This is a genomic window from Streptomyces sp. NBC_01474, from assembly GCF_035918215.1.
GTDB classification, from domain to species: Bacteria; Actinomycetota; Actinomycetes; order Streptomycetales; family Streptomycetaceae; genus Streptomyces; species Streptomyces aureus.
In genome coordinates, this window is record NZ_CP109449.1 from 507,151 (window position 1) to 531,422 (window position 24,272).

Below are 24,272 nucleotides of genomic sequence, written 5' to 3' on the forward strand. Positions count from 1 at the left end.
AGGACTCGGCAATGTGCCAGGGGTCGACTCCTCCGGTGGGGGCAGACGGTGGATATGACTACTGGATCGGCAGCGGCACGCGGACGCAGTCAGGCACGACGCGCCGCGGACAGCAAGGCAGTTGCGGCGGGAGCCCGTGCAGGCTTTGTCGCCCGCGGGATCATTTACGTCCTGATCGGCGTTCTCTCACTGCGGATCACTTTCTCGGGCGGGGGCGGCAGGCAGGCGGACCGGGGCGGAGCCGTCGCCGAGATCGCGGGCAAGCCCTTCGGCGCCGCTCTACTCTGGCTGCTCGGCACAGCCCTGGCGGGTATGGCCCTGTGGAGGCTGTCCGGGGCGGCATTCGGTCAGGCAGGACCCGATGGCAAGAAGGCGAACAAGAGGGCGATGGCCGCAGGCCGTTCTGCCTTCTACGGATTCGTCTCGTACTCCGTGCTGTCCTACGCCGCCGGCGACAAGAGCAGCGGTAGCGGTAGCTCGGACGAGAACTCCCGAGACGTTACGGCGAAGGTCCTGGATTGGCCGGCAGGCCAGTGGATCGTCGCCATCGCCGGCGCCGCGGTGGCCGCGGCCGGTGCATGGATCGCGGTGAGGGCCCTCCGGCGTAAATTCCGAGAACACCTGAAGATGTCCGGGATGACACCGAAGACCCGTCAGATGGTCACTGCGCTCGGGGTGTTCGGCGGGGCGGCTCGGGGCGTCGTCTTCGCTGTCGCGGGCGGCTTCGCCGTCACGGCGGCCGTCCAGCACAAACCCGGCAAGGCCAAGGGCATGGACGACACCCTGCGCTCTTTCGCGGACACACCTGTCGGTCCCTGGCTCCTGGTGTTCATCGCCGTCGGCCTTATGACGTACGGGGTGTTCTCCTGGGCCTGCGCCCGCTGGCGCAAACTCTGATCCACCCATGGCGCTCCGTCAGAACGGGACCTCGCCCTCACGCACCTCGGCCACGCGCCCGCCGACCCGGGCAGCGGTCACCCGCAGCCAGAAGTGGGCCGCGTCGTGTGTGTGCACCAGGTGCCACCACTTCGCCTCCTGCAAGGAACCGCCTCGTAGGGCGGATCCACGACACGGACGGCGGCGATCGGGGCGAGGAGGCGGGCGAGCCGACCTGCTGTCCGACAAAGCCTCCTTCATCACCGGCGCGAAATCCCCGTGGACGGCGGCTACACCGCCCACGGGGGCGCCAAGTCGATCTCCGACGCCCTGCGACCGGGAGCCGACGAGTGAAGCGCCTGGCGTGAAAGGTCGCCCTGATCCCCGGCACGGCCCGCGGCCAGGGACGGGGAGCGGCGCTGGTCGGCGCGTCCCTGGCTCATGTCGACTCCACGACGGTGCGCGCCCACCACCCACTCCAGCTCATGCGAGCCAGTCACAGAGTCGCCGGAAGCCCGCTCAGGCTTTCCCCTGCATGCTGCTCCGCGCAGGGTTGGCCTGCTCTGCCGCCTTGGGGTCCTTCTCGTCCGCCTTGGCTCGCACGCCCTGCTGGATGCGCTCGCCGAGGGGCTTGTCGATGCTGGACCAGTACTCGAAGGCCTTGGCGAGGACGGGTTCACTCACCCCGTTGAGCAAGTGCCCGACGACGTTGTCCACGAGGCGGTCGCGCGCGGCGTCGTCAAGGACCTCGCGCACCAGCGTGCCCGGCTGGCCCCAGTCGTCGTCATCGGCATGGTCGACGTACGCGGCGCGCGTAATGTCGCCGTCCGCGTGCCAGCTGGGCGGTGCGTAGTGGCCCGTGTCGGCTGCCGGGCCGCCCTTGGAGTTGGGGGCGTAGACCGGGTCTTCGGTCTTGCGGTACGCCATGGCCCCGTCTTTGGAGTATGTGTTCAGCGGCACGACGGGAGCGTTGACCGGGAGCTGCTGGTAGTTGCCGCCGATGCGGTGACGGTGCGCGTCGGCATAGGAGAAGAGTCGCGCCAGCAGCATGCGGTCGGGGCTGGGGCCGATGCCGGGGACGAGGTTGTTGGGCTGGAACGCGGCCTGTTCGATCTCGGCGTGATTGTCCGTGGGGTTGCGGTCGAGGGTCATCCGGCCGACCTCGATCAGTGGGTAGTCGCTGTGCGGCCACACCTTGGTCAGGTCGAAAGGGTTGAAGCGGTAGGTGGCCGCGTCGTCGTACGGCATGACCTGCACCTTGAGTGTCCAGCTCGGGTACTCGCCGTCCCGGATGTGCTCGAAGAGATCCCGGGTGTGGTAGTCGGTGTCGACCGCACACATCTGGTCACCCTCGTCCTGGGTGAGGAACTCGATGCCCTGGTCGGTCTTGAAGTGGTACTTCACCCAGAACCGCTCGCCCTGCGCGTTGATCCACATGTACGTGTGCGAGGTGTAGCCGTTCATGTGGCGCCATGAGCGCGGGATACCCCGGTCGCCCATGAGCCACGTGACCTGGTGCGCGGACTCGGGCGAGAGGGTCCAGAAGTCCCACTGCATGTCGTGGTCACGGAGGTTGTTGTCCGCGCGGCGTTTCTGGGAGCGGATGAAGTGCTGGAACTTCATCGGGTCCTTCACGAAGAAGACCGGGGTGTTGTTCCCCACCATGTCGTAGTTGCCCTCGGTGGTGTAGAACTTCACCGCGAATCCGCGCGGGTCACGCCAGGTGTCCGGGCTCCCGCGCTCACCGGCGACGGTCGAGAACCGGGTCACCAGATCGGTGCGCGTGCCTGGCTGGAAGACCGCGGCCTTCGTGTAGGCGCTGACGTCTCCCGTGACTTCGAAGTGGCCGAAGGCGCCGCTGCCTTTGGCGTGCGGCTGCCGCTCAGGAATGCGCTCCCGGTTGAACTGCGCCATCTGCTCGATCAGATAGGAGTCCTGCAGAAGGATCGGGCCACCGGCGCCGACGGTGAGCGAGTGCTCGTCGCTCTCGACCGGAACGCCGGCATCCGTGGTGGTCGCCTTGCCTGTCACGTCGTTCATGAGCTACGTGCGCCTTTCAATCGGTGTGTTCGTCGCTCCGCGAGGCCGGGCCCGCGGCTACGGAGGGTCACGGCGGGGAAGCTTCGCAGCTGATCGGCAGATACATGGGCATACTGACCCACATCCAGACTGCGGCCTCTTCGCTCATTCGGCCCTTTTTCCTGCTCGGCCATACCCCTGCTGGGTGATCTTTCGTCGGTCGGGGTCCGCGTGCCCGCGTTCACTCCGCCGATACGTGGCGAGGCCCCGCTTCCCGGGCTGGAGGTCAGCGTCCGCCGGGGCTCGCGAGGTTCTCGCGGATCTTGGCGATGGCGAAGCCCCAGCCCTGCTGGATGGTCGGCTTGGCGGGCACGGCGATCTCCTCCGGGTTCGTGAGGACGTCCAGGAGGACAGGTCCGGGCGTGGCGAACGCCCGGCTGACGCCCTCGGCCAGGTCCTCGGTCCGGCTCACCCGGATGCCGGTGATGCCGAGTGCCTCGGCGACCGCAGCGAAATCCGGGTTGTCGAGCTCCGTGCCGAATTCCGGCAGGCCCGCCTGCTCCTGCTCCAGCTTCACCATCCCGAGGCGCTGGTTGTCGAAGACGACAAGCTTCACTGGCAGTTGCCGGCTACGGACGGTCATGAGATCGCCTAGGAGCATCCCGAGTCCGCCGTCGCCGCAGAAGGCGACGACCTGCCGATCGGGATCCAGGAGCTGTGTGCCGATCGCCTGCGGCATCGCGTTGGCCATCGAGCCGAGGTTGTAGGAGCCGAGCAGGCGGCGGGATCCGCGCATCTCGACGAAGCGTGACAGCCAGACGGTGGCCATGCCGGTGTCGGAGGTGAAGACGGCGTCGTCGGCCGCCAGGGCGTCCACGGCGGCGGCCAGCGCCTCGGGGCGGACCAGGTGGTCGCGGTTGTCGAAGGCGGACCGCACCTTGCCGATCAGCCCGCGGTCGTGGCCGGGCGCGGCCAGTCGTTGCTGTCCCTGCTGCCATGTGCCGAACTTCTCGCGCGCGTCATCCAGGTGTTCGCGGTCCGTGCGGCGCTCCAGCCGCTCCAGGAGGCCCCGCACCGTGGGACCGACGTCGGCGGCGAGGGCCACGTCGACCGGAACGCGTCGCCCGATGTGCTCGGCGACCCGATCGACCTGGACGACCTTCTTGCCCTCCGGGTACCACTCCCGGTACGGAAAGTCGGTGCCGAGCAGCAGCAGGGTGTCTGCCCCGTCCATCGCGTGCGCAGCGGCCGGGTTGCCGATCAGCCCGGTCTGGCCGACCTGGTAGGGGTTGTCGCCCTCAAAGCCCTCCTTGGCCTTGAGCGTGAGCACCATGGGCGAGGCCAGACGGTCCGCGAGGGCGAGGACGTCCTCGCGGGCGCCGCGCGCTCCGCGGCCGACGAGCATCGTGACCTTGCCGCCGTCGCGGAGCGCGTCGGCCGCCTCGTCCAGTACCGGATCGTCGGGCCGGTTGGCGGAATGGGCGACGGAGAGCCGGGCCGGCCGGTCCGCCGGCAGTTCCTGGTCGCCGATGTCGCCGGGGACGGTCAGCACGGCCACACCGCGCCGCCCGACCGCGGTGCGCACCGCGATCTCCAGCAGGCCGGGCATCTGCTCCGCAGACGTGACGGTGGCGCGGAACACGGCGACATCGCGGAAGAGCAGGTCGTTGTCGACCTCCTGAAAGTAGTCCGTGCCCATCTCCGCGAGTGGCACCTGCCCGGCGACGGCAAGCACCGGGGTTCCGCTCTTCGCCGCGTCGTACAGACCGTTCAGCAGGTGTACGGAGCCAGGTCCCACGGTGCCCATGCAGACCCCGAGGGTGTCGGTGAGCTGGGACTGGGCCCCGGCGGCGAACGCGGCGGCCTCCTCGTGCCGGCATCCGACCCATTCGACGGACCCGGACGCGCGGACGGCATCGGTGAAGGGATTGAGAGCATCCCCCACCACGCCGAAGACATGGCGTACACCGAGTTCCTCCAAGGCGTCGATCATGACGCGGGCCACGGTTCGACTCATGGGTGTCTCCTCTCGAACGGCTCGAACGCTCGGCTGACTCGAATGATCGGTACGAGCTCCCGTCAGGCGTAGCCCTCGGGTATGGGGGTCAGGCGTGGGTGTCTGGCACGACCGTCAGAAGGCGAAGGTGTCCGGATCCGCTGCCTGCCAGTCGGCGGCCCAGCTCTCGGGCGGTTCGGCGAGCAGTTCGCCGGGGGACAGCCAGTCGTACAGTTCGGCGTAGGACCGGAACCGCCCATGGTCCTCGCGGCGCCGCAGCAGCTGAGGGTCCAGTTCCGCCGTGTCCCGTACGCCCATCGCCGCCATGATCTGCAACGCACTGTCAACGGTGGCCTGTTGGTAGCGCGCGACGCGCGCGGCCTTGTCGACGACGTCGAGGGCGCGGGCCCGGCGCGGATCCTGGGTGGTCACGCCGGTCGGGCAATGGTTGGTGTGACAGCGCTGGGCTTGGATGCACCCGACAGCGAACATCATCGCCCGGGCCGCGTTGGTGTAGTCGGCGCCCATGGCCAGGCGCTTGACTATGTCGGAACCCGTCGCCACCTTGCCGCTCGCACCGATCCGGATCCGTTCCCTCAGCCCCGCGCCGGTCAGGGCGCTGTGCACGGTGAACAAGCCGTCGGTGAGCGGCATGCCTATGTGGTCGGCGAATTCCAGCGGCGCTGCGCCGGTGCCGCCCTCCGCACCATCCACCACGATGAAGTCCGCAGTGGTCCCTTCCTCCCTCATGGCTTTGCACACGGCGAGGAACTGTGTCCTGGATCCGGGGCACAGCTTGAAGCCCACCGGTTTGCCGTTGGCCAGTTCCCGCATCCCGGCCAGGAACCGGACGAGTTCGCGCGGGGTGGAGAAGACGCGGTGGTAAGGCGGCGACACTATGGTCTCGCCTTCGGGGACACCTCGGACCGAAGCGATCTCGGCGTTCACCTTGCTGCCCGGGAGGACACCTCCGATCCCGGGCTTGGCCCCCTGCGACAGCTTGAGCGACACACACCGAACGGACGGATGGGCGGCCTTCTCTGCGAACTGCCGCGCGTCGAAATCCCCTTCACGGGTGCGGCAGCCGAAGTAGCCCGTGCCGATCTCCCAGACGAGGTCGCCGCCGGGGCGCAGATGGTACGTCGACAGGCCGCCCTCGCCGGTGTCGTGTGCGAACCCGCCGCGTGCCGCACCGGTGTTCAGAGCCACGACCGCGTTCGACGAGAGCGAGCCGAAGCTCATCGCCGAGACGTTGAGAAGGGCTATGTCGTACGGCTCGGTGCAATCGGGGCCGCCGATGCGGACACGGGGCGGCGTGTCGGGAACGTCCACCGGGGCCATGGACGGCACGAGGAACTCGTAACCGCGATCGTTCATGTCGCGCTCGCTGCCGAACGGTTCCTCGGCAGCGACGCCCTTGGCCCGCTCGTAGACAATGGTGCGGGTGTCCCGGTCGTAGGGCCTGCCGTCGTAGTTGCGCTCCACGAAGTACTGCTGCAGCTCCGGGCGCAGCGTCTCCATGAGGAAGCGCAGGTGGCCGAGCACGGGGTAGTTCCGCAGCACAGCGTGCCGACGCTGGACCAGGTCGTGGACGCCGGTCAGCGCCGCGGCCGTGAGAGGGGCCGCAGCGAACCACCACCACAAAGATGCCGAGAGAGTGAGCAGCAGACTGCCGAGCGCGCAGGTCGTCAGCAGCCCCACCGTTGCGATACGCGTCATAGTCCTCGTTGTCCTCGTCCAACTGGTCCGCGGCTCTGGCGAGTCCGCGTCACTGCTGTCGTGGGCACGGCGAGGGGGCCGACCGCACGTCGCGGCTCGGTCCCCCCGTTCTGCGGAGGTCTGGTCAGATCGTGGGGCGGACGGGGGGCGTCGGCCCAGCGCCCGGAGTCCCCGGAGCGTCGTAATACGTGCCGACCTGCTCGTGATAGCCGGCGTCGCCCAGGTGCTTGTCCTTGTCGAACTCCGGCGCGCTCTTGATCTGGTCCTTGGTGAGCGCGACCTGGATCGTCGTCGCCTCGGTGTCGATCCCGGTGATGGTGCCCGCCGGCAGCCGGACATCCTTGCCGAAGATCCACACTCCGGTGTCGACCACGATGTACTGCGCGCCGACGTCGTCGGAGTGCTTGTCGACCTTGCCGATGTGGCCGTCCGTGGCCTCGACCTTGTAGCCCGTGAGGTCGGCGTTCTGGGTGTGACCAGTGCCGGCCGGGTAGCTCCAGATGTTCTCGGTCATGGTGGTACCTCCGTACATCAGCCGCTCTCGTCCAGGCGGTGCGCACTGCACCGTGCGTCCTGTCCGGCGACACCACTCCGACTGTCCGAGCTCCCCGCCGCTAAACAAACCCGTTCGGACGTGGCTGGAAGAACAGGGTTCACCGAGACTCGGACGAGGACGGCAGGACGGCACCCGCCGGCGGCCCTGACACGGTCCGAGCTCGGTTTTCCTCAGCGACGAGACGGAGCACGCGCTCCCGCTCATGGCGGCCCCACGTCTCCCTGGTGGCGAGAATGCCGACGAGGCCGGTCAAGGCGGCGCCGAGGTAGAGCAGCGCGGCGCCCGGCCAGCCGAATGCTCCCACCAGCGCGGCGGCGAGTAGTGGCGCGAAACCCCCGATGGCCGCAGCGACTTGGTAACCGAGCGAGGCTCCCGAGGTACGCGTCGCGGTGCGGAACTGCTCGGTGAGCAGAGAGCCCTGGGTTCCTGTGAGTGACGCGTGGATGAGGCCGATGCCGATGATGAACACGGTCACCACGAGGGCGGGTCGGGCGGAGTTGGTGAGCAGGTACATCGGGAAGGCGAAGAGGATCGCCGCCGTGCAGGCCGCTATGTAGATGGGGCGGCGTCCGATGCGGTCGGTGAGTGCGCCTGCGAGGAAGGTGACCGCAATGGCGAGGATGCTGGCAGCGGTGATCGCGCTGAGGGCGACGGACCTGAGATCGGGGTGGCGTTCGGTGATGTAGTTGAGCAGGTAGGTAGCGGTGGAGTAGTAGGCGAAGGATTCGACGACGCGCAAGGCGATCACGCGCAGGATGCCGGGCCAGTCCTCGGCCAGGGTCGCGAGGAGCGGATTCTTCTCCGTCTTGCCGCTGGCCCGGACTTCCTGGAACTCGGGTGATTCGGAGAGCCGGGAGCGCACGATCAGCGCGACGATCACGAGGACGGCGCTGAGGAGGAAGGGCGTCCTCCACTGCCAGCTGCCGCCCAGGGTGTCACTCCAAGCGAACACGCCGCTGGCCAGGGCGATGCCCAGAGGGTTGCCGGACTGAGGGATCGCGGCGAACATGCCGCGGCGGTGCCATGGCGCGTGCTCGTAGGCCATGGTGATCGCGCCACCCCATTCCGCACCGAACGCGAGGCCCTGGATCATGCGGATGGCCACGAGCAGGATCGGTGCGAGCACCCCGACCTGTCCGTAGGTCGGCAGCACGCCGATGAGGAAGGTGGCAGTGCCCATGACGCTCATCGCCGTGACGAGCACGGGTTTGCGGCCGTACTTGTCGGCGAAGTAGCCGCCGACAGCACCTCCGAGCGGGCGCATGACGAAGCCGACTGCGAGGGTGGCGAAGGCGAGCAGAGTGCCGATGTACCGGTCGCTGTCGGGGAAGAAGACCGCTCCGAAGTAGAGCGCGGAGGCAGTGCCGTACGCGATGAAGTCGTAGTTCTCGACGCTGGTGCCGAAGGCCGCGGCGACTGCTGTCTTGAAGCGGTCCTTGGAACCGAGCACGCTTCGCTGGGTGCTGGTGGACATGGAGTTCTCCTTGATAGGTCGCCGGTTCGTTGCCGGCGTCTACGCAGTGAGGAGCAGGGGCGTACAGGGGGCCGGACCCTTCGACCGGGTGTTCTCGGGCATGCCGAGGAGGCGCCCGGCGTAGTTCGTCCGTGGGCAGGGCGTGCGGCGTCAGCGGAAGAGGAAGTTCACCCGCTGCAGGGGGTGTGTGTGGCTTGTCAGTTGGCCGGCGTCAGGGCGTCGAGCGCGTTGAGTTTTGCGACCCGGCGGCGGGTTTCCTCGTCGTCGTCGAAGACCGCACCGAGGAACTCACGAATGATGTCGGGCACAAGCGCGTGCGGGACCAGCCAGGCCCCCATGGCAATGGCGTTGGCATCGTCGTGCTCGACGGCCTGGTGGGCGGAGTACGGCTCGTGGGTGAGGCCGCAGCGGATGCCGGGCAGTTTGTTGGCTGCCATGACGGCGCCCTGGCCTGTGCCGCACACGAGCACGGCCCGGTCGGCGGAACCGGAGAGCACTACCTCGCAGGTCGTGCGGGTGATGTCCGGGAAGTCGACTGGGTCACCGGAGTGGGTGCCGCAGTCAATCACTTCATGTCCGAGAGCCTCAAGGGCATGGCGGACGGTGTCCTTGAGCGCAAATCCGGCGTGGTCCGCGCCGAGGGCGACCTTCAACGGATGTTCCTTTCATGAGGGCGCGCTGCGGTCGGCCCCGCCGGCGGGGACGGACTTGCAGCGCTCGGTCGTGTGCGGGAGCGGCGGTGAGCGCAGCGGGAGTTGGCGGATTCTGGCATCGGTCGTGCGTACGTATTTCCGGGTGCTCATCGGATGTCCTGCACGCAGCGGTCGGCGAAGGTGGTGGGGATGCGTTCCCCGGATGCTGCGCGGCCACCGATGAGGTCGACGAGCCCGCGCACGCCGAGCCGGCCGATCGACGAGGCGTCGTTGCGGACCGCACTGATGGGCGGCGAGGCGAACTCGAACCAGTCGAGGTCGTCGAAGGAGACGACCTCGATGCGGGCCGCCTGCTCCGCGCCGAGCCGCTCGCGCAGCGCGCGCACGGCGCCCAGGGTCGTCTGGCCGTTCGCACCGAACACGGCCGTGAACGTGACCCCGCGGTCGAGGATGCGGCACATGGCCTCGGCCGCACCGCCGGCCAGGAAGTCACCGGCGTCGAGCAGCCTGTCGTCGGTGCTGATGCCGTGCGCCTGGCGCCCGGCGAGGTAGGCGGCACGGCGCTCGGCGCCAGTGGAAATGGTGTCCGGGCCGCCGACGAAGGCGACGTCTCGGTGTCCCCGGCTCTGCAGCCAGGCGAGCACCTGCTGTACGCCTTGAGCGTTGTCCGTGCCATAGAGCGGGGCGTCGACGCCCTCGATCGTACGGTTGAGGAACACGAGCGGCAGTCCGGACGCGAGCGTGGCCGCGACCTGCGGCGAGACGGTGCCCTGCGGTGAGAACAGCAGGCCGTCGATGCGTTGAGCGGCGAAGGTCCGAAGGTAGGCGTCGGCCTGCTCGGCGTCCTCGTTCGCGTTGGCCAGCAGCACGGTGTACCCGTGGCGGCGTGCCTCCTGCTCGGCGGCGTGAGCCAGTTCGGAGAAGAACGGGTTGCGGATGTCCGAGACAAGCAGCCCCAGCACGTCGGTTCGGGCCCGCCGCAGCGAACGGGCGGGCCCGTTGGCGATGTATCCCAGCTCCGCGGCAGCCGCGAGCACGCGGGACCGGGAGTCGGCAGAGGTCTGACTGCTGCCGCTGAGTACCCGAGATGCGGTACCGAGCGCGACCCCGGCCCGCGCCGCGACGTCCTTGATCGTGGCCACTCGCCCCACCTCTTCATGGAAACGTTTCCATAGATCGAATAGAACTAAGATCGCATAGGGAACGGGTGGCGGGCAAGGTCCAGGAATGAACCGCGGTTACGGAGAACGCCGGCGGCCCTCTGCAACACCGGAACCATCGGAAGCGACGACACTTCCACCATCGACACCAACTCCCTGCAGAACTACGGAAGTTGGCAACTGAGCCGACGAGAGTGAGCCTGGTGCGGGGTTACGCTCCTTCGGCGCCGCCCCCGCCGAGTTGCCGCCCGATTGTCCTTGGCGGCCCGGTTCAGCGTGCTCTTGCGAGGAACCCTGGGGGTTCACCCCCGGGAGGAATCGCATCCTGTGACGGCGATGCGCAGCATCGCCGCGGCAACGGGCGCGCAGCGCACGCAAGAAACCGGGCCGCAGCGCCCGGCGAAAAATGTGCACTGTTCGAATGCCGGTACGTCAGGCGACAGGTAGCGTCACGGTCGTGAAGTTAACCGTGCAGGTGAAACTGCTGCCGACGCCCGCGCAGGCGGCGGCACTTGAGGAAACCCTGCACGCCTGCAACGAAGCCGCGACCTGGGTCTCCCAGGTGGCGTTCGAGAAGGACATCAAGCGCAACTTCCCCCTGCGCGAGCACACCTACACGGCGGTCAAGGACCGGTGGGGGCTCGGCGCTCAAGCGGCCCAGCACGTCATCAAGAAGACCTGCGACGCCTACCGCACCCTCAAGGCGAACCTGAAGGCGGGGAACCTCGGCACATCCTCCTCCAAGCGCTACCGGCGGGCCACCGAAAAGCCGATCGCCTTCCGCCCGGAGGGCGCCCAGCCCTATGACGACCGGATGCTCTCCTGGCAGTACGCGGAGCACACGGTGTCGATCTGGACCCTGTCGGGCCGGATGAAGCAAGTGGCGTTCACCGCCGCCCCCGAACATTTGGCCCGCCTGGCCTTATATCGCAAGGGCGAGTCCGACCTGCTGTACCGCGACGGCATGTGGTTCCTGATCGCGACCTGCGAGGTCCCCGAGGCCGAACTCAACACCAACGTGGTGGAGTTCCTGGGGATCGATCTGGGGATCGTGAACATCGCGACCACCTCGGACGGTCAGATCATGGCCGGACGCCGGCTGAACCGCGGGCGCCTGCGCGAGCGCACCTTGCGGCAGAAACTCCAGAAGAAGAACACTCCCTCCGCCAAACGACGCCTGAAGAGGCGGCGCCGTAAGGAGACGCGGCGGGCACGGGACATCAACCACAAGATCGCGAAACATGTGGTGGCAGAGGCAGAACGCACCGGTCGCGGAATCGCCCTGGAAGACCTCACCGGCATCCGCGCACGGGTACGGCTTCGCAAGCCCCAACGGGCCACCCTCCACTCCTGGGCTTTCGCCCAGCTCGGAGAGTTCATCGCGTACAAGGCCCGCAAGGCGGGGGTGCCGGTGGTGCACGTCGATCCGGCGTACACCTCCCGTACCTGCGCTGAATGCGGGCACATCGACAAGGCGAACCGGGTCTCCCAGGCCCGCTTCGCATGCCGGTCCTGCGGTGTCGTTGCACATGCGGACTGGAACGGCTCCCGCAACATCCGTCACCGTGCGGAAGAGTTGTGGCGACGCGGGGCGCAGTCAACCGCCCCAGACCCACCCCCGAAAACCGGGCGTGGGACAGGACGCAAACGCAGCACCACAGCCAGTGGCGCCCGTTGCGCAAGCCCGGGACTTTTCAGTCCCGGGTGATTGACTGCGATGGCCTCACGGCGCAGCCCGATGTAGCGGCAGCATCAACTGCCACTCGACGAGATCCCGCGAAGCCCCTTGTAGCGAACCGGTTGTCCAGTGTGCGCGTCGAGCAGGACCCGGTCGCCCAGGGGGCGTTCCAGTTCCACTGTCACCTGCTGCAACTCGGCCTGCTTGGTGCAGTTGCCGTCGTCGTTCCGTTCCTTGACGGAGGCCGACAGCACGACGCTGCCAGTCGTTTCCAGCACGCCCACCACCGCGCCGTCGTCGCAGGCGCCATGCAGGGCGACGACGGTCACCGAGCGCCCTCCTGCGGCAATCCGGACTAGCCGGTCGAGCGGATAGCCGGGGACGTCGCGGGCCGGCCCGATCGGCGGCTTCGGGAGTTTCGAAGGGATGGCAGCGGCCCGCTTGAGCGGGGAGGCATAGCCGTCCAGGGTGAAGAGCCAGGCCGGGACCGTCGCCCGTCCGCGGCTGGTGGCCACGCTCATCTCCCCCAGCTTCGCCCCGGTCACGGTGAGGTGCGGATTTCCGCCCACGCGGGTGCCGGCCAAGGTCGTGTAGGACGCGTGCGCCCCCATCAGAGGCCGGGTGAGCGACTCGCCCCCGGCCCACGTCACCGGGCCGTCCTTGGGGCCCGTCTCGGGCAACTTGCCTCGCAGAACGATGTTCTGGTCTTCGTATGCCTGCCTGTCAGCCGGATTGTGCAGGCCGCCGCGCGGCGGCTGGACTTCCTCCCCTGTGAGGTAGAAGCCGGTACGCCACCTAGCGGCTGCGGCTGAGCCGTCCCAGACTTCGGCGACCTGCCGGGCACGGTCCGCGCGCACATCTGTGTCACTGACGGCCGCCTTCTGGCTACCACAACCGGAGCCGGCCACCAGTCCGGCAAAGCAGAGGCCGACGGCGGCAAGCAGCCTGGCGGAGCGCGATGCCTTGGCGCGCATGTGACCTCCCGGTCGGACGGAGCGGCAGCCGGCTGTTCTGTCCCTGTGACGTGGCCGGTCCAGCGCAGGTTCACCGTTTGTGGCAGTTTCTGCCGCAGCGCCGTCAGTAGGCATATTCTTTCTCTCTGACGGCGGGTCATGGGTGGTGCACGGCACGAGAGATGCCACGGCTTCGAAGCCCACCTCCAGTGGCTCTTCACCCATCCCGCGGTGGCGGGGTCACCGCGCGCATCCTGCCGTTCTCGGCAGGATGCGCGGACGGGTCAGCCCGGAGCCGGCCGATGAGCTCCCGGCGCGCCTCGCTTCCACGATCCGCCCGTACCACTCAAGACGGACTCCATGGTTGCCGCTGGAACGCCGTGCGGTTGCCACTGGCGACTATTGCCTGGACGCCACCGAAATCAGCGCGCTCGAACTCGGCACGCACCTCGAACGCGTCAGCATCCAGCCTGTTCCAGACCGCAGGCATCCAGTCTGTTCCAGACAGCAGGCGGTGACACCGCAGTGCGCAAGGGCAGATCCCACCGCCTCCTGGCCGCCGCGCCGAGTTCTTGCCGTCGTCCGCGGCCAGGGCTGGTTCTTTTTGTGGCACGCGCGCGGGTGGGCGCGAGCGGGTCAGGAGAGCCAGTCGGTGTAGCGGGTGGGGGCGAGGTGTGCGTCCTTGTCGGTGAGGACGTCTCCGTTGACGACGGCGAACATGCCGGCGGTGGGGTCGGTGACGACGGTGCGGCTGTCGCCCTTGCGGGACAGGGTGAACCGCCCCAGCTCGTCCAGGGTGAAGATCTCGGGACCGGCGATGTTGCGGATGCCGTTCAGCGGGGCGCCCGCGGCGACCTCCGCAACCGCGCCGGCAACGTCCTTGGAGGCGATCGGCTGGATAGGCGTGGCGGGCAGCCGGACGGTGTCGCCGTCGGCGGTCCAGGACATGACGGCGTCCATGAACTCCATGAACTGCGTCGCGCGGACGATCGAGAAGGGGACCGGTCCGTTCGCGACGATGTGCTCCTGGAGCGCTTTGGCCCGGTAGTAGTCCAGCTCCGGGACCTGGTCGGTGCCGACGATCGAGAGGATCACGAAGTGGCCGACTCCGCCCTTTTCGGCGGCTGCCAGAAGGTTGTCCATGGAGGTCTGGAAGAAGGCCGGGGAGGCGTCGTCGAAGGTCGGGGAGTTCGTGAGGTTGATGACGACGTCGGCGCCGGCCATCGCCTCGTCCAGTCCCTGGCCGGTGATGACGTCGACTCCGGTGGACTTCGAGTGCGGTACTGCCTGGTGCCCGGCGGCGTTCAGATCCTTGACGACCTGCGAACCGATCAGTCCGGTACCGCCGATGACTGCGAACTTCATGACATGCCTTTCGTCGGAGATATATGCGCAATATGGCATAAAAACAGCTATTTGGGTCCGGCACAGAGCAGGGGCTGCACCGGTTCGGGGCGCGCGGCGTCAGGAGCCGTCGACGAACATGACCGTCTCGTCGAGGGGTGCCCGGCCCGTACGGGCGTGATCGGCCGTGACGTCCTCGAACCCGATCGACATGCCGCAGAAGAGCATGAGCTCGCTCGGGGGTGAAAGGACCTCCGCGACGCTCGTATGGAACTTCGCCCACGCCATCTGCGGGCAGCTGTGCAGGCCTTCGGCGCGCAGGAGCAGCATGACGGTCTGCAGATACATGCCGACGTCGGCCCACTGGGGTGCGCCCATACCGCGGTCGATGTAGCAGAACAGGGCGGCGGGCGCGCCGAAACAGTCCCAGTTCGCGGACGCGGCCCGCTGGCGCGACTCCAGGTCCTCGCGCGCGATGCCGAGTGCGCCGTAGCGCTGCGCTCCGAAGGCGGACCGGCGCTCGCAGTAGGGGGCCTTCAGGGTGGGCGGGTACTGCTCGTACTCCGGCTCGTCCCACGGGTCGCCCGCGGCCAGGCGCTCGCCGGCGCGCTTCTTGATCTCGGCCAGCGGTCCGCCGGTCACGACGTAGGCGCGCCACGGCTGGATGTTCGATCCGGACGGCGACCAGGCCGCGGCGGACAGGACACGTTCCAGCGTCTCCCTCGGGACCTGCCGGTCGGTGAATCCGCGCACCGCCCGTCGGCTCGTGACCGCCTCGTAGACGTCCATGACGTGCCTACCTACCCATCTGCTCAACGCGTCGAACTTCGTTACAGTCGATATAGTATCACTCAATACCATCTCGTGTTTGACTATCGCTGAGCGCGCGAATCCCCAGCCCACGACATCCCGTCTCGGGCACAGCATTTTGGAGAGAACCCATGGCCACGCTGCTGCACATCGACTCGTCCGTGTTCCCCGGCGAGGCGTCCTCGTCCCGGTCGGTCACGGCCGCCTTCCGCAAGGTCTGGGAGGAGCAGCACCCGGAGGGCACGGTGATCTACCGCGACCTCGCCGCCGCCCCCGTCCCGCACATCTCCGCCGCCGCCTGGTCCGCCGGTTACGCCGCTCCGTCCGAGCGCACCCCGGAGCAGTCCGCTGCGTTCGCCGCGCGCGTGAAGCTCATCGAGGAGCTGGAGCAGGCGGACACGGTCCTGATCGGCGCCCCCATGTACAACTTCTCGATCCCGTCGACCCTGAAGGCATGGCTGGACAGCGTGCTTCTGCTGGGCCGCACCGCGGGCGAGGTCCCATCGGCTCAGGGCACCCCGGTTGTTGTCGTCGCAAGCCGCGGGGGCTCCTACGCGCCGGGCACCCCGCGCGAGGGCTTCGAGTTCGTTCTGAACTACCTGGAGGCCGTCCTCAAGGACACGCTCGGACTGGACCTCGACTTCATCGTCCCGGAGCTCACCATGGCCCCCCGCAATCCGGCCATGTCCGAACTGGTCCCCCTTTACCAGGCGTCCCGCGAGCGCGCCTTCGAGGACGCGACCACCAAGGCCAAGGAACTCGCAAAGCGCCTCGCCGCGTAACCGCAGGACCCTGGACGCCGTGTGACGCCTCGCCCAGGGGCGTCACACGGCACCCGCACCGCCCCGCCATTCGGCGCGTCGACGATGGCCACTGGGGCTCGGCGCCCTGGGGCTGGTCGACCAGGCCGGGGGGTGGCGGGCGTGCGGTCCGTCAAGCGGGCCATGCATCGGCACGCCGACGATGCATACGAAGGTGAAGAACGCGCAGTCGGCCAGGCATGCGGCGCCCCGACACCGCAGGCAGCTCGGCCCGCATCCGCGACGGATCCCTGCCCCCGGCCGGCAGCCAGGGCTGGCGCGTGGCGGTGACGGCCGCGTCGCTCACGGCCGGTTTGCCGGGACGGCCGCCTGCGCGGAAGGACTCATACGGCAGACGACCGGTGTGCGGACTCGCTCACACCTCGCCGTTGGAGGGATAGACAAACCGGGTCAGCAGATCCGCCATCCGCTCGGGCTCACCGGGCCCCAGTTCGGCGACCAGCCGGTCAGCCAGCGGCTCCGCCGCCGCATGGACCGCGTCGAAGAGTTCGAGCCCCTGAGGCGTGATCTCCACCGCCCGCACCCGCCGGTCCCCCGGAACGGTCTTGCGGACGGCCAGCCCCTTGCGTTCCAGATCGTCCACGACCCGCATGATTCCCGCCTTGTCCGACCCTGTCGCCTCCGCCAAGTCGCGTTGCACCGTGGGCCCCTGGTTGACCAGCACGATGAGCACCGCGAAATGCCGCAACTCGATGCCGAGCGGCTGAAGCGCCTCCCCCATCACCGCGGCCGCCCGCCAGTGCGCCCTGCGCAGCAGCAGGCCGAGCGCGAACGGCGATTCATCCCCAGGGCGGTCGGTCGCGCGCGAGGCGGCAGTGCGGTCAGGAACGTCGGCGGTCATGACGCCACACTACAACCATCCACTCATTCGATACGGTATCGCTTGAGACCAAATTGGGCTGGGTCCGCCGTGGCCTCAGCAGCGAACAATGCCCAGGTCAAAGGCCCCAGAGGTGGTTATGGACCGGTCCCCCGTCGGCATTGCCGCGCACCGGCAAGGCCGCCTTCCGTGAGGCCGCGCCGTACAAGACCGGGACCGCCCTCACTCGCCCACTTCGTGGAACGCTCGCCGCAGTGCCGCGAAACCGCGGTCCTCGCGGGTGGGGTGGACGCGGTTGGTCAGAAGGACGGCGTACCGGCCCGCTTCAGGGTCGATCCACAGGCTCGTACCGGTGAATCCGGTATGGCCGTAGGAGGCCGGGCCGAATGCGGTGCCGACCGGGGAGTCGACCGGATCCTTGCCCTGCCAGGCGAGGGCCCGGCGCAGGTTCAGGCCGTCGGTGCGCGGCGCGGTCATCGCCACGAGGGTGTCCGGTGCCAGCAGGCGTGGTCCGTCGCCGAGCAGGGAGCGGGCGATCCGCTCCATGTCGGCGAGGGTGGAGAACAGGCCGGCGTGCCCGGCGACGCCGCCGAGCACCACGGCGTTCTCGTCGTGCACCTCGCCGACGACGGTCCGTCCGCGCCACGGGCAGTCCTCCGTGGCGACCGCCCGGAGCCGATCGCCCGGGCCCGGCGTGAAGCGGGTGTCGGTGAGGCCGAGCGGTGCGGACACGAAGTCGTACACCAGCCGGTCCAGGCCGTGACCCGTGGCCTGTTCCGCGATCAGGCCGAGCAGCATGAAGCCCTGCGAGGAGTACTCGACACGCGTGCCGGGCGCGGCGGTTCGCGGCAGCGTGCCGAGGGCGCCGAGAAGCGCCTCGCGCGTGGGATGGTCCCGGTACAGGGGGACCCCGCCCGGCAGGCCGGAGGTGTGGGCCAGCAGCTGAGCGACCGTCAACGGCGCGTGCGGGCTGTCCCGGTAGCGGGCCAGGTGGTGGCCGACAGTGTCGTCAAGGCTCAGGATTCCGCGTTCGACGAGCGCCATCACGACGAGGCCCACCAGAGGCTTGGTCACCGAGGCGAGGTCCCACAGGTCGGTGCCGTCCAGGAGCGCGCCGTCCAGGGCGCGGGTGCCCGACCATCCCCGGTCCTCGGGCCCTTCCGCGGTCCCCAGGGACCAGGCGCCGCCGGAGAACTGGCCGCGCTCCCTGCCCTGTTCGACAAGGCGACGGCGGCGCGCCGCGGCCGCATCGGACCCGACCGCCGACAACACCGGCCCGCGCGCACCGGCCGTCATCGGGCCTCTCCCCCGCTGCCGACGACACCGAGCCGGGTGCCGGTTCGGGCGGCGAGGCCTGCCGAGACGGCCCCCGCGGCGGCCCGCACCATGGGGCCGTAGAGCTCGGCGGCCGTTTCGTCCAGGGTGAAGGCGAGGCCGGTGAGGGCGAGCGTGCCGACCGGGAGTCCGGCGCTGTCGCGGACCGCGGCGGCCAGGGTGCGGCGGTCCCGCCAGATGTCCGCGCTGTCGAAGCCGTAGCCGCGCCGCGCCGTCTCGGCCAGTGCGGCGGAAACGGCCTCGTGGACGTGGGGGGTCTCGTCGGCGTGGGTGGCCTCGTCGGCGTGGGGGCTGTCCGTGCCTGCCAGCAGCCGCTCCGCTTCGTCCGGCGGCAAGGCGGCCAGGAGCGCGAGTCCCGCACCGCCCGCGGTGAGGGGTTCGCGGGAGCCGGGGCGCAGGTCGAGGCCGAGGCCCTGTGCGGGTGCGAGGACCTCCAGGTGTACGAGGGTCCTGTCGTCGCGCACCGCGTAGGACGCGAACAGGCCGGTGCGGGTACGCAGTTCGGCGAGCGCGGGGCGGGCCAGGTCGAGGGCGGCGTCGTCGGCGAGCACGCGTGCGGCGAGTCCGAGCAGCCGGGGTCCGGCTCGGTAGCTGCCCTGCTCGGCGGGTTCGGCGAAGCCCTGCGCCGCGAGGGTGCGCAGCAGCCGGTGCACGGTCGGCTTGGCGAGGCCGGTGTGCCGGGCGAGATCGGCGAGCCGGTGCGGCGCGCCCGTCTCCGAAAGGGCCGAGAGCACTTCCATGGCCTTGTCCACCGGACCGGGTGCGGGCGGTGCCGCGGCCGGGGCGGTGGAGTCCTGCATCTGCGATCGACTGTTGACCTGTTTCCCCATGTCGCCTTACCTTACCCGAACTGCATTCCATTCACCGGAACGGGCGTGTTGTTAAATGGAACGAATACGTGGAGGGCACGGGACCCGCCCCGCCGCTCCCTCCCGCCGCACAGCTCTGCGGTACGCCGGTCTGGCGGTACCCGCTCTCGCCGCCCCCGTCCTGCTCACCGGGTGCGGCACGCAGCCCGCGGCCTCGGCCGGAAACGTCCTGAGGGTCTCCCAGACCGGCGACCCGAAGACCATGGACCCACACAAGCAGGGCGACATGACGTCCATGAACGCCCTGATCAACATCTTCGACACGCTCACCACCCGGGCCCGCGACAACTCGTTGCGCCCCCGGCTCGCCCTCTCGTGGAAGGCGATCTCGCCCCGGGTGTGGCGCTTTCGTCTGCGCCCCGGCGTGACCTTCCACAACGGGGAGCCCTTCGACGCCGAGGCGGTCCGCTTCAGCCTCCGACGCCTGCTGGACCCGGCCACCAAGTCGCCCATCGTCGAACTGCGGTACGTGGAAGACGTCAGTGTCGTCGACCCCCACACCGTGGACGTCCACACCTCGGTCCACGACCCCATCCTTCCCGACAAACTGTCCCTGTTCGGCGGCGTCGTGGTCCCTCCGCGCTACCTCGGCAAGGTCGGCGACGAGGGCTTCGCCGCCCACCCCGTGGGCACCGGTCCGTTCGCCTTCCGCCATTGGCAGCGCGACCACGAACTGCGCCTGCGGGCCTACGAGAGCCACTGGCAGGGCCGCCCGAAGGTCGACGAACTCGTCTTTGTACCCGCCCCCAACTCCTCCTCCGCACTGGCCGCCCTGCAGAGCGGCGGCGTGGACATCGTGGCGGGCCTGACCCCCGACGCCGCGGAGCAGCTCGACGGCTACCCGGACGTCCGGATCGACCACCACACCGGGATCCGCACCTCGTACCTCTCCCTGGACACGCTCACCGACGGACCTCTGCGCGACCGGCGGGTGCGTCAGGCGCTCAACCACGCCGTCGACGTCCCCCTGCTCATCAAGGCGGTACTCGGCGGCAAGGCCACCGAGGTCCCGGCGATGATCCCGCGCGGCGCCTTCGGCTTCGACGCCTCGGTCGAACCGTTCGAGCGCTCCGTCGCCAAGGCCCGCGCTCTGCTCACCGAGGCCGGCCACCCGCACGGCATCAGCACCACGCTCACCGCGTCCAACGTCGACGCCAACGTGGCCGAGGCCATCTCAGGGCTGCTCGCCCGCGCGGGCGTGCACGCCAAGGTCGACCTCCTCGACCCGGGGACGTACTCCCAGCGCCTGACCTCGAGCAACCACGCCGCCCTCGGCCCGATGTACCTCGCCGCGTCGACCGTGTGGACCCTGGACGGCGAGAGCATGCTCCAGTCCAACGTGCGCAGCGACCGCAGGCAGAGCCGCTGGCACAACAAGACGGCCGACCGCCTCATCGACGCCGAGGAACTGTCCGTCGAGCCGGCCGTGCGCCGCCGCGCCTTCTCCCGGCTGCAGGAACTCATCAAGACCGAGGCGCCGTTCGTGCCGCTCTACCAGATCGACAACATCTACGTGCACAACAGCCGGCCGCACTGGACACCCGGCTCCGCCGGCGTCCTGGACATGGCGAGTGCGGAGGTATCCGGCTCATGAGCGACTCCCTGACCCTTCCCACACCCGACACCAAGGACGCCACCGGGCCGACCGGCGCCACACGCGGCGCACGGGCCCTGGCGATTCTGCGCCCGATCGCCGCCCGGCTCGGCACCGCCCTGCTGGTGCTGCTGTGCACCGCGACCGTCGTCTTCTTCCTCGTCCGGCTGTCCGGCGACCCCGTCAAGGTCATGCTGCCGCCAGACGCCACGGCCCAGCAGGAGAGCCTGCTGCGGCACAGCCTGGGACTCGACCGGCCGCTGATCACGCAGTACCTGGACTATCTGTGGGGCCTGCCGCGCCTCGACTTCGGCACCTCCCTCTTCTACAACCAGCCGGTGCGCGAAGTCCTCGCCGACCGGGTCCCGGCCACCCTGCTGCTCGCGGCGGGTGCCCTCGTCGTCACACTGCTGATCGCGCTGCCCGCCGGCATCCTCGCGGCCATGCGCCGGGGCCGGGCCACCGACCGGGGCGTCATCTCGGTCGTGCTGCTGGGCCAGTCCACGCCGCCGTTCTGGGTGGGCATCCTGCTCATCCTCGTCTTCGCCGTCGGGCTGCACGCCCTGCCCGCGTCCGGCTACGGCACGTTCGCCCACCTCGTCCTGCCGTCCATCACGCTGTCCGTCTACTCGGTCGCCGTCGTGGCCCGGCTGCTGCGCTCCTCCCTCATCGACGTGCTCGGCTCCGACCACATCCGAACGGCGCGTGCCCGCGGCCTCGGCCCGGTGCGCACGGTCCTGAGGCACGGGCTGCGCAACGCGTCCCTGCCGGTCGTGACCGTGGTCGGCCTCGAGGTCGGCAGTCTCCTGGGCGGCGCCATTCTCACCGAGCAGGTGTTCTCCTGGCCCGGCATCGGACAGCTGACCGTGCAGGCCATCTCCAACCGTGACTTCCCCCTGGTGCAGGCCACAGTGCTGGTGTTCGCCGCCACGTTCGTCGTGGTGAACCTGCTCGTGGACCTCTCCTACGGCCTCCTCGACCCGAGGGTGAGGAACTCCCGATGACCACCACCGCCCCCGCGCCCGCCGTCGACGCGGCGCCCCCCACACCGAGGCCCGGCGTCGCACGCGCCCTGCTGCACAACCGCCTCGCACTGGCCGCCCTCGTCTTCCTGACCGTGATCATCGTGTGCGCCGTGTTCGCTCCGCTGATCGCGCCCGCCGACCCCAACGCGCAGGACCTGCTCGGCCGGCTGCGACCGCCCGCCTGGCAGTCCGGCGGCAGCACCGCGCACCTGCTCGGCACCGACCAGCTCGGCCGCGACCTGCTGTCCCGCATCATCTACGGCACCCGCGTCTCACTGCTCGTGGGCGCCGGCGCGGCCCTCCTCGCAGGCACCATCGGCACCATCGCCGGTCTCGCCTCCGGGTACTTCGGCGGCTGGACGGACCGGATCGTGATGCGCGTCGCCGACGTCCAACTCGCTTTCCCCGCCATCCTGCTGGCGCTCGCCGTGGTCGGCTTCGTCGGCTCCGGACTGTGGTACGTGATCGTCGTCCTCGGCATCACCGGCTGGGTCTCCTACGCCCGCGTGGTGCGCTCGGAGGTGCTGTCGCTGCGCTCGCGGGACTTCGTCACCGAGGCCCACGCCATCGGCGTCGGACACGTGACGATCATGCGGCGCCATCTGCTGCCGAACGTACTGGCCCCGCTCGCCACCATCGGAACGCTGCACATCGCCGCCGCCATCGTCGCCGAGGCCTCCCTGAGCTACCTCGGCCTCGGCGTCCCCAAGGAGACGGTGACCTGGGGCGGCATGCTCGCCGACGGACAGCTCTACCTGGGCACCTCGTGGTGGATCGCCGTCTTCCCCGGCCTCGCCCTCATGCTCACGTCCTTGGCCATCAACATCACCGGCGACGCCCTGCGCGACGTCGCGGACCCGAAGGCGTACCGCCGATGACCTCCACCCACGGATCCCCCGCCGCCCCAACTGCCGTGCCCGTGCTCGAGTTCCGGGACCTGCGCGTCGACTTCCGGCTCTCCGGCTCCACCGTCCACGCCGTCCGCGGTGTGAACCTGTCCGTCGCGGCCGGTGAGACGCTCGCCGTCGTCGGCGAGTCCGGCAGCGGCAAGTCGGCCACGGCCCTGTCCGCGCTCCGCCTCAACCCCGAACCTCCCTGCGTGTATGCGCGCGGCGAGATCCTGCTCGACGGCCGCGACGTGCTCGGCCTGAGCGAACGGCAACTGCGCCGGGTCCGCGGCGCCGAGATCTCCATGGTGTTCCAGGACCCCATGACCAGCCTCGACCCGCTTCAGCGAGTCGGCCACCAGATCACGGAAGTGCTGCGGCTGCACGGCGACCACACCCGGGCCGAGGCGCGCAGCGCCGCGCTGACCGCGCTCGACGAGGTCGGTGTCCCCGACCCGGAACGACGCTTCCGCCAGTACCCGCACGAGCTGTCCGGCGGACTGCGCCAGCGCGTCATGATCGCCTCCGCGCTCGTGGCCCGGCCGCGCGTCCTCATCGCCGACGAGCCCACGACCGCCCTCGACGTGACCGTGCAGCGGCAGATCCTCGATCTGCTCGTGCGGCTGCAGCACCGCCACGGGATGGCGGTGGTGCTGATCACCCACGACCTCGGCGTCGTCGCCGAGACCGCGGACCGGGTCGCCGTCATGCGCCACGGCGAGGTCGTCGAGACCGGGGATGTGGAGCAGGTCTTCGCCCGCCCTGCCGCGCCGTACACCCGCCGTCTGCTCGACGCCACCCCCCGACTGGAGCCTGTCGCATGACCAGTTCGCACACCGCCGAACCGCTCCTGGAGATCCGCAACCTGCGCAAGGAGTTCCCCGGGCAGCCGCCGAGCGTCGCCGTCGACGACGTCAGCCTGACCGTCACCGAGGGAGAGACCTTTGCCCTCGTCGGGGAGTCCGGCTGCGGCAAGACGACCCTGACGCGGCTCCTGCTGCGGCTCCTGCCGCCGACGTCGGGCAGCGTACGGTTCGACGGGACGGATCTGCTGTCGCTGGACCACGCGGCCCTGCGCCCGTTCCGGCGGCAGATGCAGGTCGTGCTCCAGGACCCGTACTCCAGCATGAATCCGCGGCTGCGGATCGCCGACATCGTCGCCGAGCCGCTCGTCACCCACGAGGAGTGGGCGCGCGGCCGGCGCGGCCGGGCGAAGACCCGCGAGCGGGTGTGCGAACTCCTGGACGCCGTCGGTCTCGACGCGGGCATTGTCGACCGCTACCCGCACGAGTTCTCCGGGGGACAGCGCCAGCGCATCTCGATCGCACGCGCCCTGGCCCTCGAACCGCGCCTGGTGGTCCTCGACGAGCCGACCAGCGCGCTCGACGTCTCCGTCCAGGCACGCGTCCTCGACCTGCTGGCCGACCTCCAGCAGCGCCTTGGCCTGACGTACTTCTTCATCTCGCACAACCTGGCCGTCGTCAGCCGGATCGCCGACCGGGTGGCCGTGATGCGGCAGGGCCGCATCGTCGAGACCGGTACCGCCCGGAAGGTGTTCACGACGCCCGAAGACCCCTACACGCGGCGGCTCCTCGACGCGGTTCCGGTCCCGGACCCGACGCGGGCGCGGCGCACCGCCTCCGTGGCCTCCGAGTCGGCGGAGAGCACCGTCGTATGAGGCAC

22 protein-coding genes and 2 pseudogenes are annotated in these 24,272 nt (G+C 69.5%); 9 read left to right on the forward strand and 15 right to left on the reverse strand.

The genetic code is table 11. The features are described from left to right. Positions 1-54: 54 nt before the first annotated feature. Positions 55-897, forward strand: coding sequence for a DUF1206 domain-containing protein (locus tag OG758_RS02515; protein ID WP_326708382.1), 843 nt, complete (start codon positions 55-57; stop codon positions 895-897). Positions 898-915: 18 nt separating this feature from the next. Here the strand turns inward: OG758_RS02515 and OG758_RS02520 are convergent. Then, positions 916-1,112, reverse strand: a pseudogene (locus tag OG758_RS02520) (LysR family transcriptional regulator); the annotation flags it as partial. On the opposite strand from OG758_RS02520, the pseudogene OG758_RS02525 reads away from it, so the two are divergent. After that, positions 1,112-1,230 (forward strand): annotated as a pseudogene (locus OG758_RS02525) (3-oxoacyl-ACP reductase); the annotation flags it as partial. The pseudogenes OG758_RS02520 and OG758_RS02525 overlap by 1 nt on opposite strands. Positions 1,231-1,395: 165 nt before the next feature. Here OG758_RS02525 and OG758_RS02530 read toward each other — a convergent pair. From OG758_RS02530 to OG758_RS02565, 8 genes are all read right to left on the reverse strand, one after another. Further along, on the reverse strand, positions 1,396-2,916 hold the full coding sequence (locus OG758_RS02530; RefSeq protein ID WP_326708383.1) for a catalase: 1,521 nt from the start codon (positions 2,914-2,916) through the stop codon (positions 1,396-1,398). Positions 2,917-3,181: 265 nt separating this feature from the next. Then, a complete protein-coding gene (locus tag OG758_RS02535; protein WP_326708384.1) occupies positions 3,182-4,912 on the reverse strand; it encodes a thiamine pyrophosphate-dependent enzyme in 1,731 nt (576 codons plus the stop codon). A 114-nt stretch (positions 4,913-5,026) separates the two neighbouring features. Then, positions 5,027-6,610 carry an FMN-binding glutamate synthase family protein gene (locus tag OG758_RS02540; protein WP_326708385.1) on the reverse strand — a complete coding sequence of 528 codons (1,584 nt, stop codon included), beginning with the start codon at positions 6,608-6,610 and terminating at the stop codon, positions 5,027-5,029. A gap of 124 nt (positions 6,611-6,734) precedes the next feature. Next, positions 6,735-7,124, reverse strand: a complete 390-nt coding sequence (locus OG758_RS02545) for a PRC-barrel domain containing protein (RefSeq protein WP_326708386.1) — start codon at positions 7,122-7,124, stop codon at positions 6,735-6,737. Positions 7,125-7,263: 139 nt separating this feature from the next. Beyond that, positions 7,264-8,640: an MFS transporter gene (locus OG758_RS02550; RefSeq protein ID WP_326708387.1), complete on the reverse strand. Its 1,377-nt coding sequence runs from the start codon at positions 8,638-8,640 to the stop codon at positions 7,264-7,266. A gap of 197 nt (positions 8,641-8,837) precedes the next feature. Further along, complete coding sequence (locus OG758_RS02555) at positions 8,838-9,293, reverse strand: RpiB/LacA/LacB family sugar-phosphate isomerase (protein ID WP_326708388.1); 456 nt, start codon at positions 9,291-9,293, stop codon at positions 8,838-8,840. Between the two features lie 12 nt (positions 9,294-9,305). After that, positions 9,306-9,443, reverse strand: a complete 138-nt coding sequence (locus OG758_RS02560) for a hypothetical protein (protein WP_326708389.1) — start codon at positions 9,441-9,443, stop codon at positions 9,306-9,308. Further along, a complete protein-coding gene (locus OG758_RS02565; RefSeq protein WP_326708390.1) occupies positions 9,440-10,435 on the reverse strand; it encodes a LacI family DNA-binding transcriptional regulator in 996 nt (331 codons plus the stop codon). Before OG758_RS02565 ends, OG758_RS02560 begins: the two co-directional genes overlap by 4 nt. Positions 10,436-10,874: 439 nt before the next feature. On the opposite strand from OG758_RS02565, the gene OG758_RS02570 reads away from it, so the two are divergent. Further along, complete coding sequence (locus OG758_RS02570; RefSeq protein WP_326708391.1) at positions 10,875-12,161, forward strand: RNA-guided endonuclease InsQ/TnpB family protein; 1,287 nt, start codon at positions 10,875-10,877, stop codon at positions 12,159-12,161. Between the two features lie 44 nt (positions 12,162-12,205). Here OG758_RS02570 and OG758_RS02575 read toward each other — a convergent pair whose 3' ends face one another. From OG758_RS02575 to OG758_RS02585, 3 genes are all read right to left on the reverse strand, one after another. After that, a complete protein-coding gene (locus tag OG758_RS02575) occupies positions 12,206-13,105 on the reverse strand; it encodes a hypothetical protein (protein WP_326708392.1) in 900 nt (299 codons plus the stop codon). Between the two features lie 615 nt (positions 13,106-13,720). Next, positions 13,721-14,449: an SDR family oxidoreductase gene (locus tag OG758_RS02580; RefSeq protein ID WP_326708393.1), complete on the reverse strand. Its 729-nt coding sequence runs from the start codon at positions 14,447-14,449 to the stop codon at positions 13,721-13,723. 99 nt (positions 14,450-14,548) lie between these two features. Continuing rightward, the gene (locus OG758_RS02585; RefSeq protein WP_326708394.1) at positions 14,549-15,217 is read right to left on the reverse strand and encodes a nitroreductase; all 669 of its coding nucleotides are present in this window, start codon (positions 15,215-15,217) and stop codon (positions 14,549-14,551) included. Between the two features lie 152 nt (positions 15,218-15,369). On the opposite strand from OG758_RS02585, the gene OG758_RS02590 reads away from it, so the two are divergent. Then, on the forward strand, positions 15,370-16,020 hold the full coding sequence (locus OG758_RS02590; RefSeq protein ID WP_326708395.1) for an FMN-dependent NADH-azoreductase: 651 nt from the start codon (positions 15,370-15,372) through the stop codon (positions 16,018-16,020). 394 nt (positions 16,021-16,414) lie between these two features. Here OG758_RS02590 and OG758_RS02595 read toward each other — a convergent pair whose 3' ends face one another. The 3 genes from OG758_RS02595 to OG758_RS02605 all read right to left on the reverse strand — a co-directional run bounded on the left by OG758_RS02595 (position 16,415) and on the right by OG758_RS02605 (position 19,044). Next, the gene (locus tag OG758_RS02595; protein ID WP_326708396.1) at positions 16,415-16,900 is read right to left on the reverse strand and encodes a MarR family winged helix-turn-helix transcriptional regulator; all 486 of its coding nucleotides are present in this window, start codon (positions 16,898-16,900) and stop codon (positions 16,415-16,417) included. A gap of 201 nt (positions 16,901-17,101) precedes the next feature. Continuing rightward, a complete protein-coding gene (locus OG758_RS02600; RefSeq protein ID WP_405656239.1) occupies positions 17,102-18,175 on the reverse strand; it encodes a serine hydrolase domain-containing protein in 1,074 nt (357 codons plus the stop codon). Continuing rightward, positions 18,172-19,044, reverse strand: a complete 873-nt coding sequence (locus OG758_RS02605; RefSeq protein WP_326708397.1) for an IclR family transcriptional regulator — start codon at positions 19,042-19,044, stop codon at positions 18,172-18,174. The genes OG758_RS02600 and OG758_RS02605 overlap by 4 nt, the downstream gene beginning before the upstream one ends. Before the next feature lie 55 nt (positions 19,045-19,099). Between OG758_RS02605 and OG758_RS02610 the strand changes: the two genes are divergently transcribed. From OG758_RS02610 to OG758_RS02630, 5 genes are read left to right on the forward strand one after another with little or no spacing between them, the layout of a single operon-like run. Further along, positions 19,100-20,677, forward strand: coding sequence for an ABC transporter substrate-binding protein (locus OG758_RS02610; protein ID WP_326708398.1), 1,578 nt, complete (start codon positions 19,100-19,102; stop codon positions 20,675-20,677). Next, a complete protein-coding gene (locus OG758_RS02615) occupies positions 20,674-21,681 on the forward strand; it encodes an ABC transporter permease (protein WP_326708399.1) in 1,008 nt (335 codons plus the stop codon). Before OG758_RS02610 ends, OG758_RS02615 begins: the two co-directional genes overlap by 4 nt. Then, positions 21,678-22,580, forward strand: a complete 903-nt coding sequence (locus OG758_RS02620) for an ABC transporter permease (RefSeq protein WP_326708400.1) — start codon at positions 21,678-21,680, stop codon at positions 22,578-22,580. Before OG758_RS02615 ends, OG758_RS02620 begins: the two co-directional genes overlap by 4 nt. Then, the gene (locus OG758_RS02625) at positions 22,577-23,413 is read left to right on the forward strand and encodes an ABC transporter ATP-binding protein (protein WP_326708401.1); all 837 of its coding nucleotides are present in this window, start codon (positions 22,577-22,579) and stop codon (positions 23,411-23,413) included. Before OG758_RS02620 ends, OG758_RS02625 begins: the two co-directional genes overlap by 4 nt. Further along, positions 23,410-24,267: an ATP-binding cassette domain-containing protein gene (locus OG758_RS02630; protein ID WP_326708402.1), complete on the forward strand. Its 858-nt coding sequence runs from the start codon at positions 23,410-23,412 to the stop codon at positions 24,265-24,267. Before OG758_RS02625 ends, OG758_RS02630 begins: the two co-directional genes overlap by 4 nt. The last annotated feature ends 5 nt before the right edge of the window (positions 24,268-24,272 follow it).

Excerpts from the sequence above, each read along its gene's own strand:
- OG758_RS02515 (WP_326708382.1), top strand. The coding sequence starts at position 55 with ATGACTACTGGATCGGCAGCGGCACGCGGACGCAGTCAGGCACGACGC.
- OG758_RS02530 (WP_326708383.1), bottom strand. The coding sequence starts at position 2,916 with ATGAACGACGTGACAGGCAAGGCGACCACCACGGATGCCGGCGTTCCG.
- OG758_RS02535 (WP_326708384.1), bottom strand. The coding sequence starts at position 4,912 with ATGAGTCGAACCGTGGCCCGCGTCATGATCGACGCCTTGGAGGAACTC.
- OG758_RS02540 (WP_326708385.1), bottom strand. The coding sequence starts at position 6,610 with ATGACGCGTATCGCAACGGTGGGGCTGCTGACGACCTGCGCGCTCGGC.
- OG758_RS02545 (WP_326708386.1), bottom strand. The coding sequence starts at position 7,124 with ATGACCGAGAACATCTGGAGCTACCCGGCCGGCACTGGTCACACCCAG.
- OG758_RS02550 (WP_326708387.1), bottom strand. The coding sequence starts at position 8,640 with ATGTCCACCAGCACCCAGCGAAGCGTGCTCGGTTCCAAGGACCGCTTC.
- OG758_RS02560 (WP_326708389.1), bottom strand. The coding sequence starts at position 9,443 with ATGAGCACCCGGAAATACGTACGCACGACCGATGCCAGAATCCGCCAA.
- OG758_RS02570 (WP_326708391.1), top strand. The coding sequence starts at position 10,875 with ATGCCGGTACGTCAGGCGACAGGTAGCGTCACGGTCGTGAAGTTAACC.
- OG758_RS02575 (WP_326708392.1), bottom strand. The coding sequence starts at position 13,105 with ATGCGCGCCAAGGCATCGCGCTCCGCCAGGCTGCTTGCCGCCGTCGGC.
- OG758_RS02580 (WP_326708393.1), bottom strand. The coding sequence starts at position 14,449 with ATGAAGTTCGCAGTCATCGGCGGTACCGGACTGATCGGTTCGCAGGTC.
- OG758_RS02585 (WP_326708394.1), bottom strand. The coding sequence starts at position 15,217 with ATGGACGTCTACGAGGCGGTCACGAGCCGACGGGCGGTGCGCGGATTC.
- OG758_RS02590 (WP_326708395.1), top strand. The coding sequence starts at position 15,370 with ATGGCCACGCTGCTGCACATCGACTCGTCCGTGTTCCCCGGCGAGGCG.
- OG758_RS02595 (WP_326708396.1), bottom strand. The coding sequence starts at position 16,900 with ATGACCGCCGACGTTCCTGACCGCACTGCCGCCTCGCGCGCGACCGAC.
- OG758_RS02600 (WP_405656239.1), bottom strand. The coding sequence starts at position 18,175 with ATGACGGCCGGTGCGCGCGGGCCGGTGTTGTCGGCGGTCGGGTCCGAT.
- OG758_RS02605 (WP_326708397.1), bottom strand. The coding sequence starts at position 19,044 with ATGGGGAAACAGGTCAACAGTCGATCGCAGATGCAGGACTCCACCGCC.
- OG758_RS02610 (WP_326708398.1), top strand. The coding sequence starts at position 19,100 with ATGGAACGAATACGTGGAGGGCACGGGACCCGCCCCGCCGCTCCCTCC.
- OG758_RS02615 (WP_326708399.1), top strand. The coding sequence starts at position 20,674 with ATGAGCGACTCCCTGACCCTTCCCACACCCGACACCAAGGACGCCACC.
- OG758_RS02620 (WP_326708400.1), top strand. The coding sequence starts at position 21,678 with ATGACCACCACCGCCCCCGCGCCCGCCGTCGACGCGGCGCCCCCCACA.
- OG758_RS02625 (WP_326708401.1), top strand. The coding sequence starts at position 22,577 with ATGACCTCCACCCACGGATCCCCCGCCGCCCCAACTGCCGTGCCCGTG.
- OG758_RS02630 (WP_326708402.1), top strand. The coding sequence starts at position 23,410 with ATGACCAGTTCGCACACCGCCGAACCGCTCCTGGAGATCCGCAACCTG.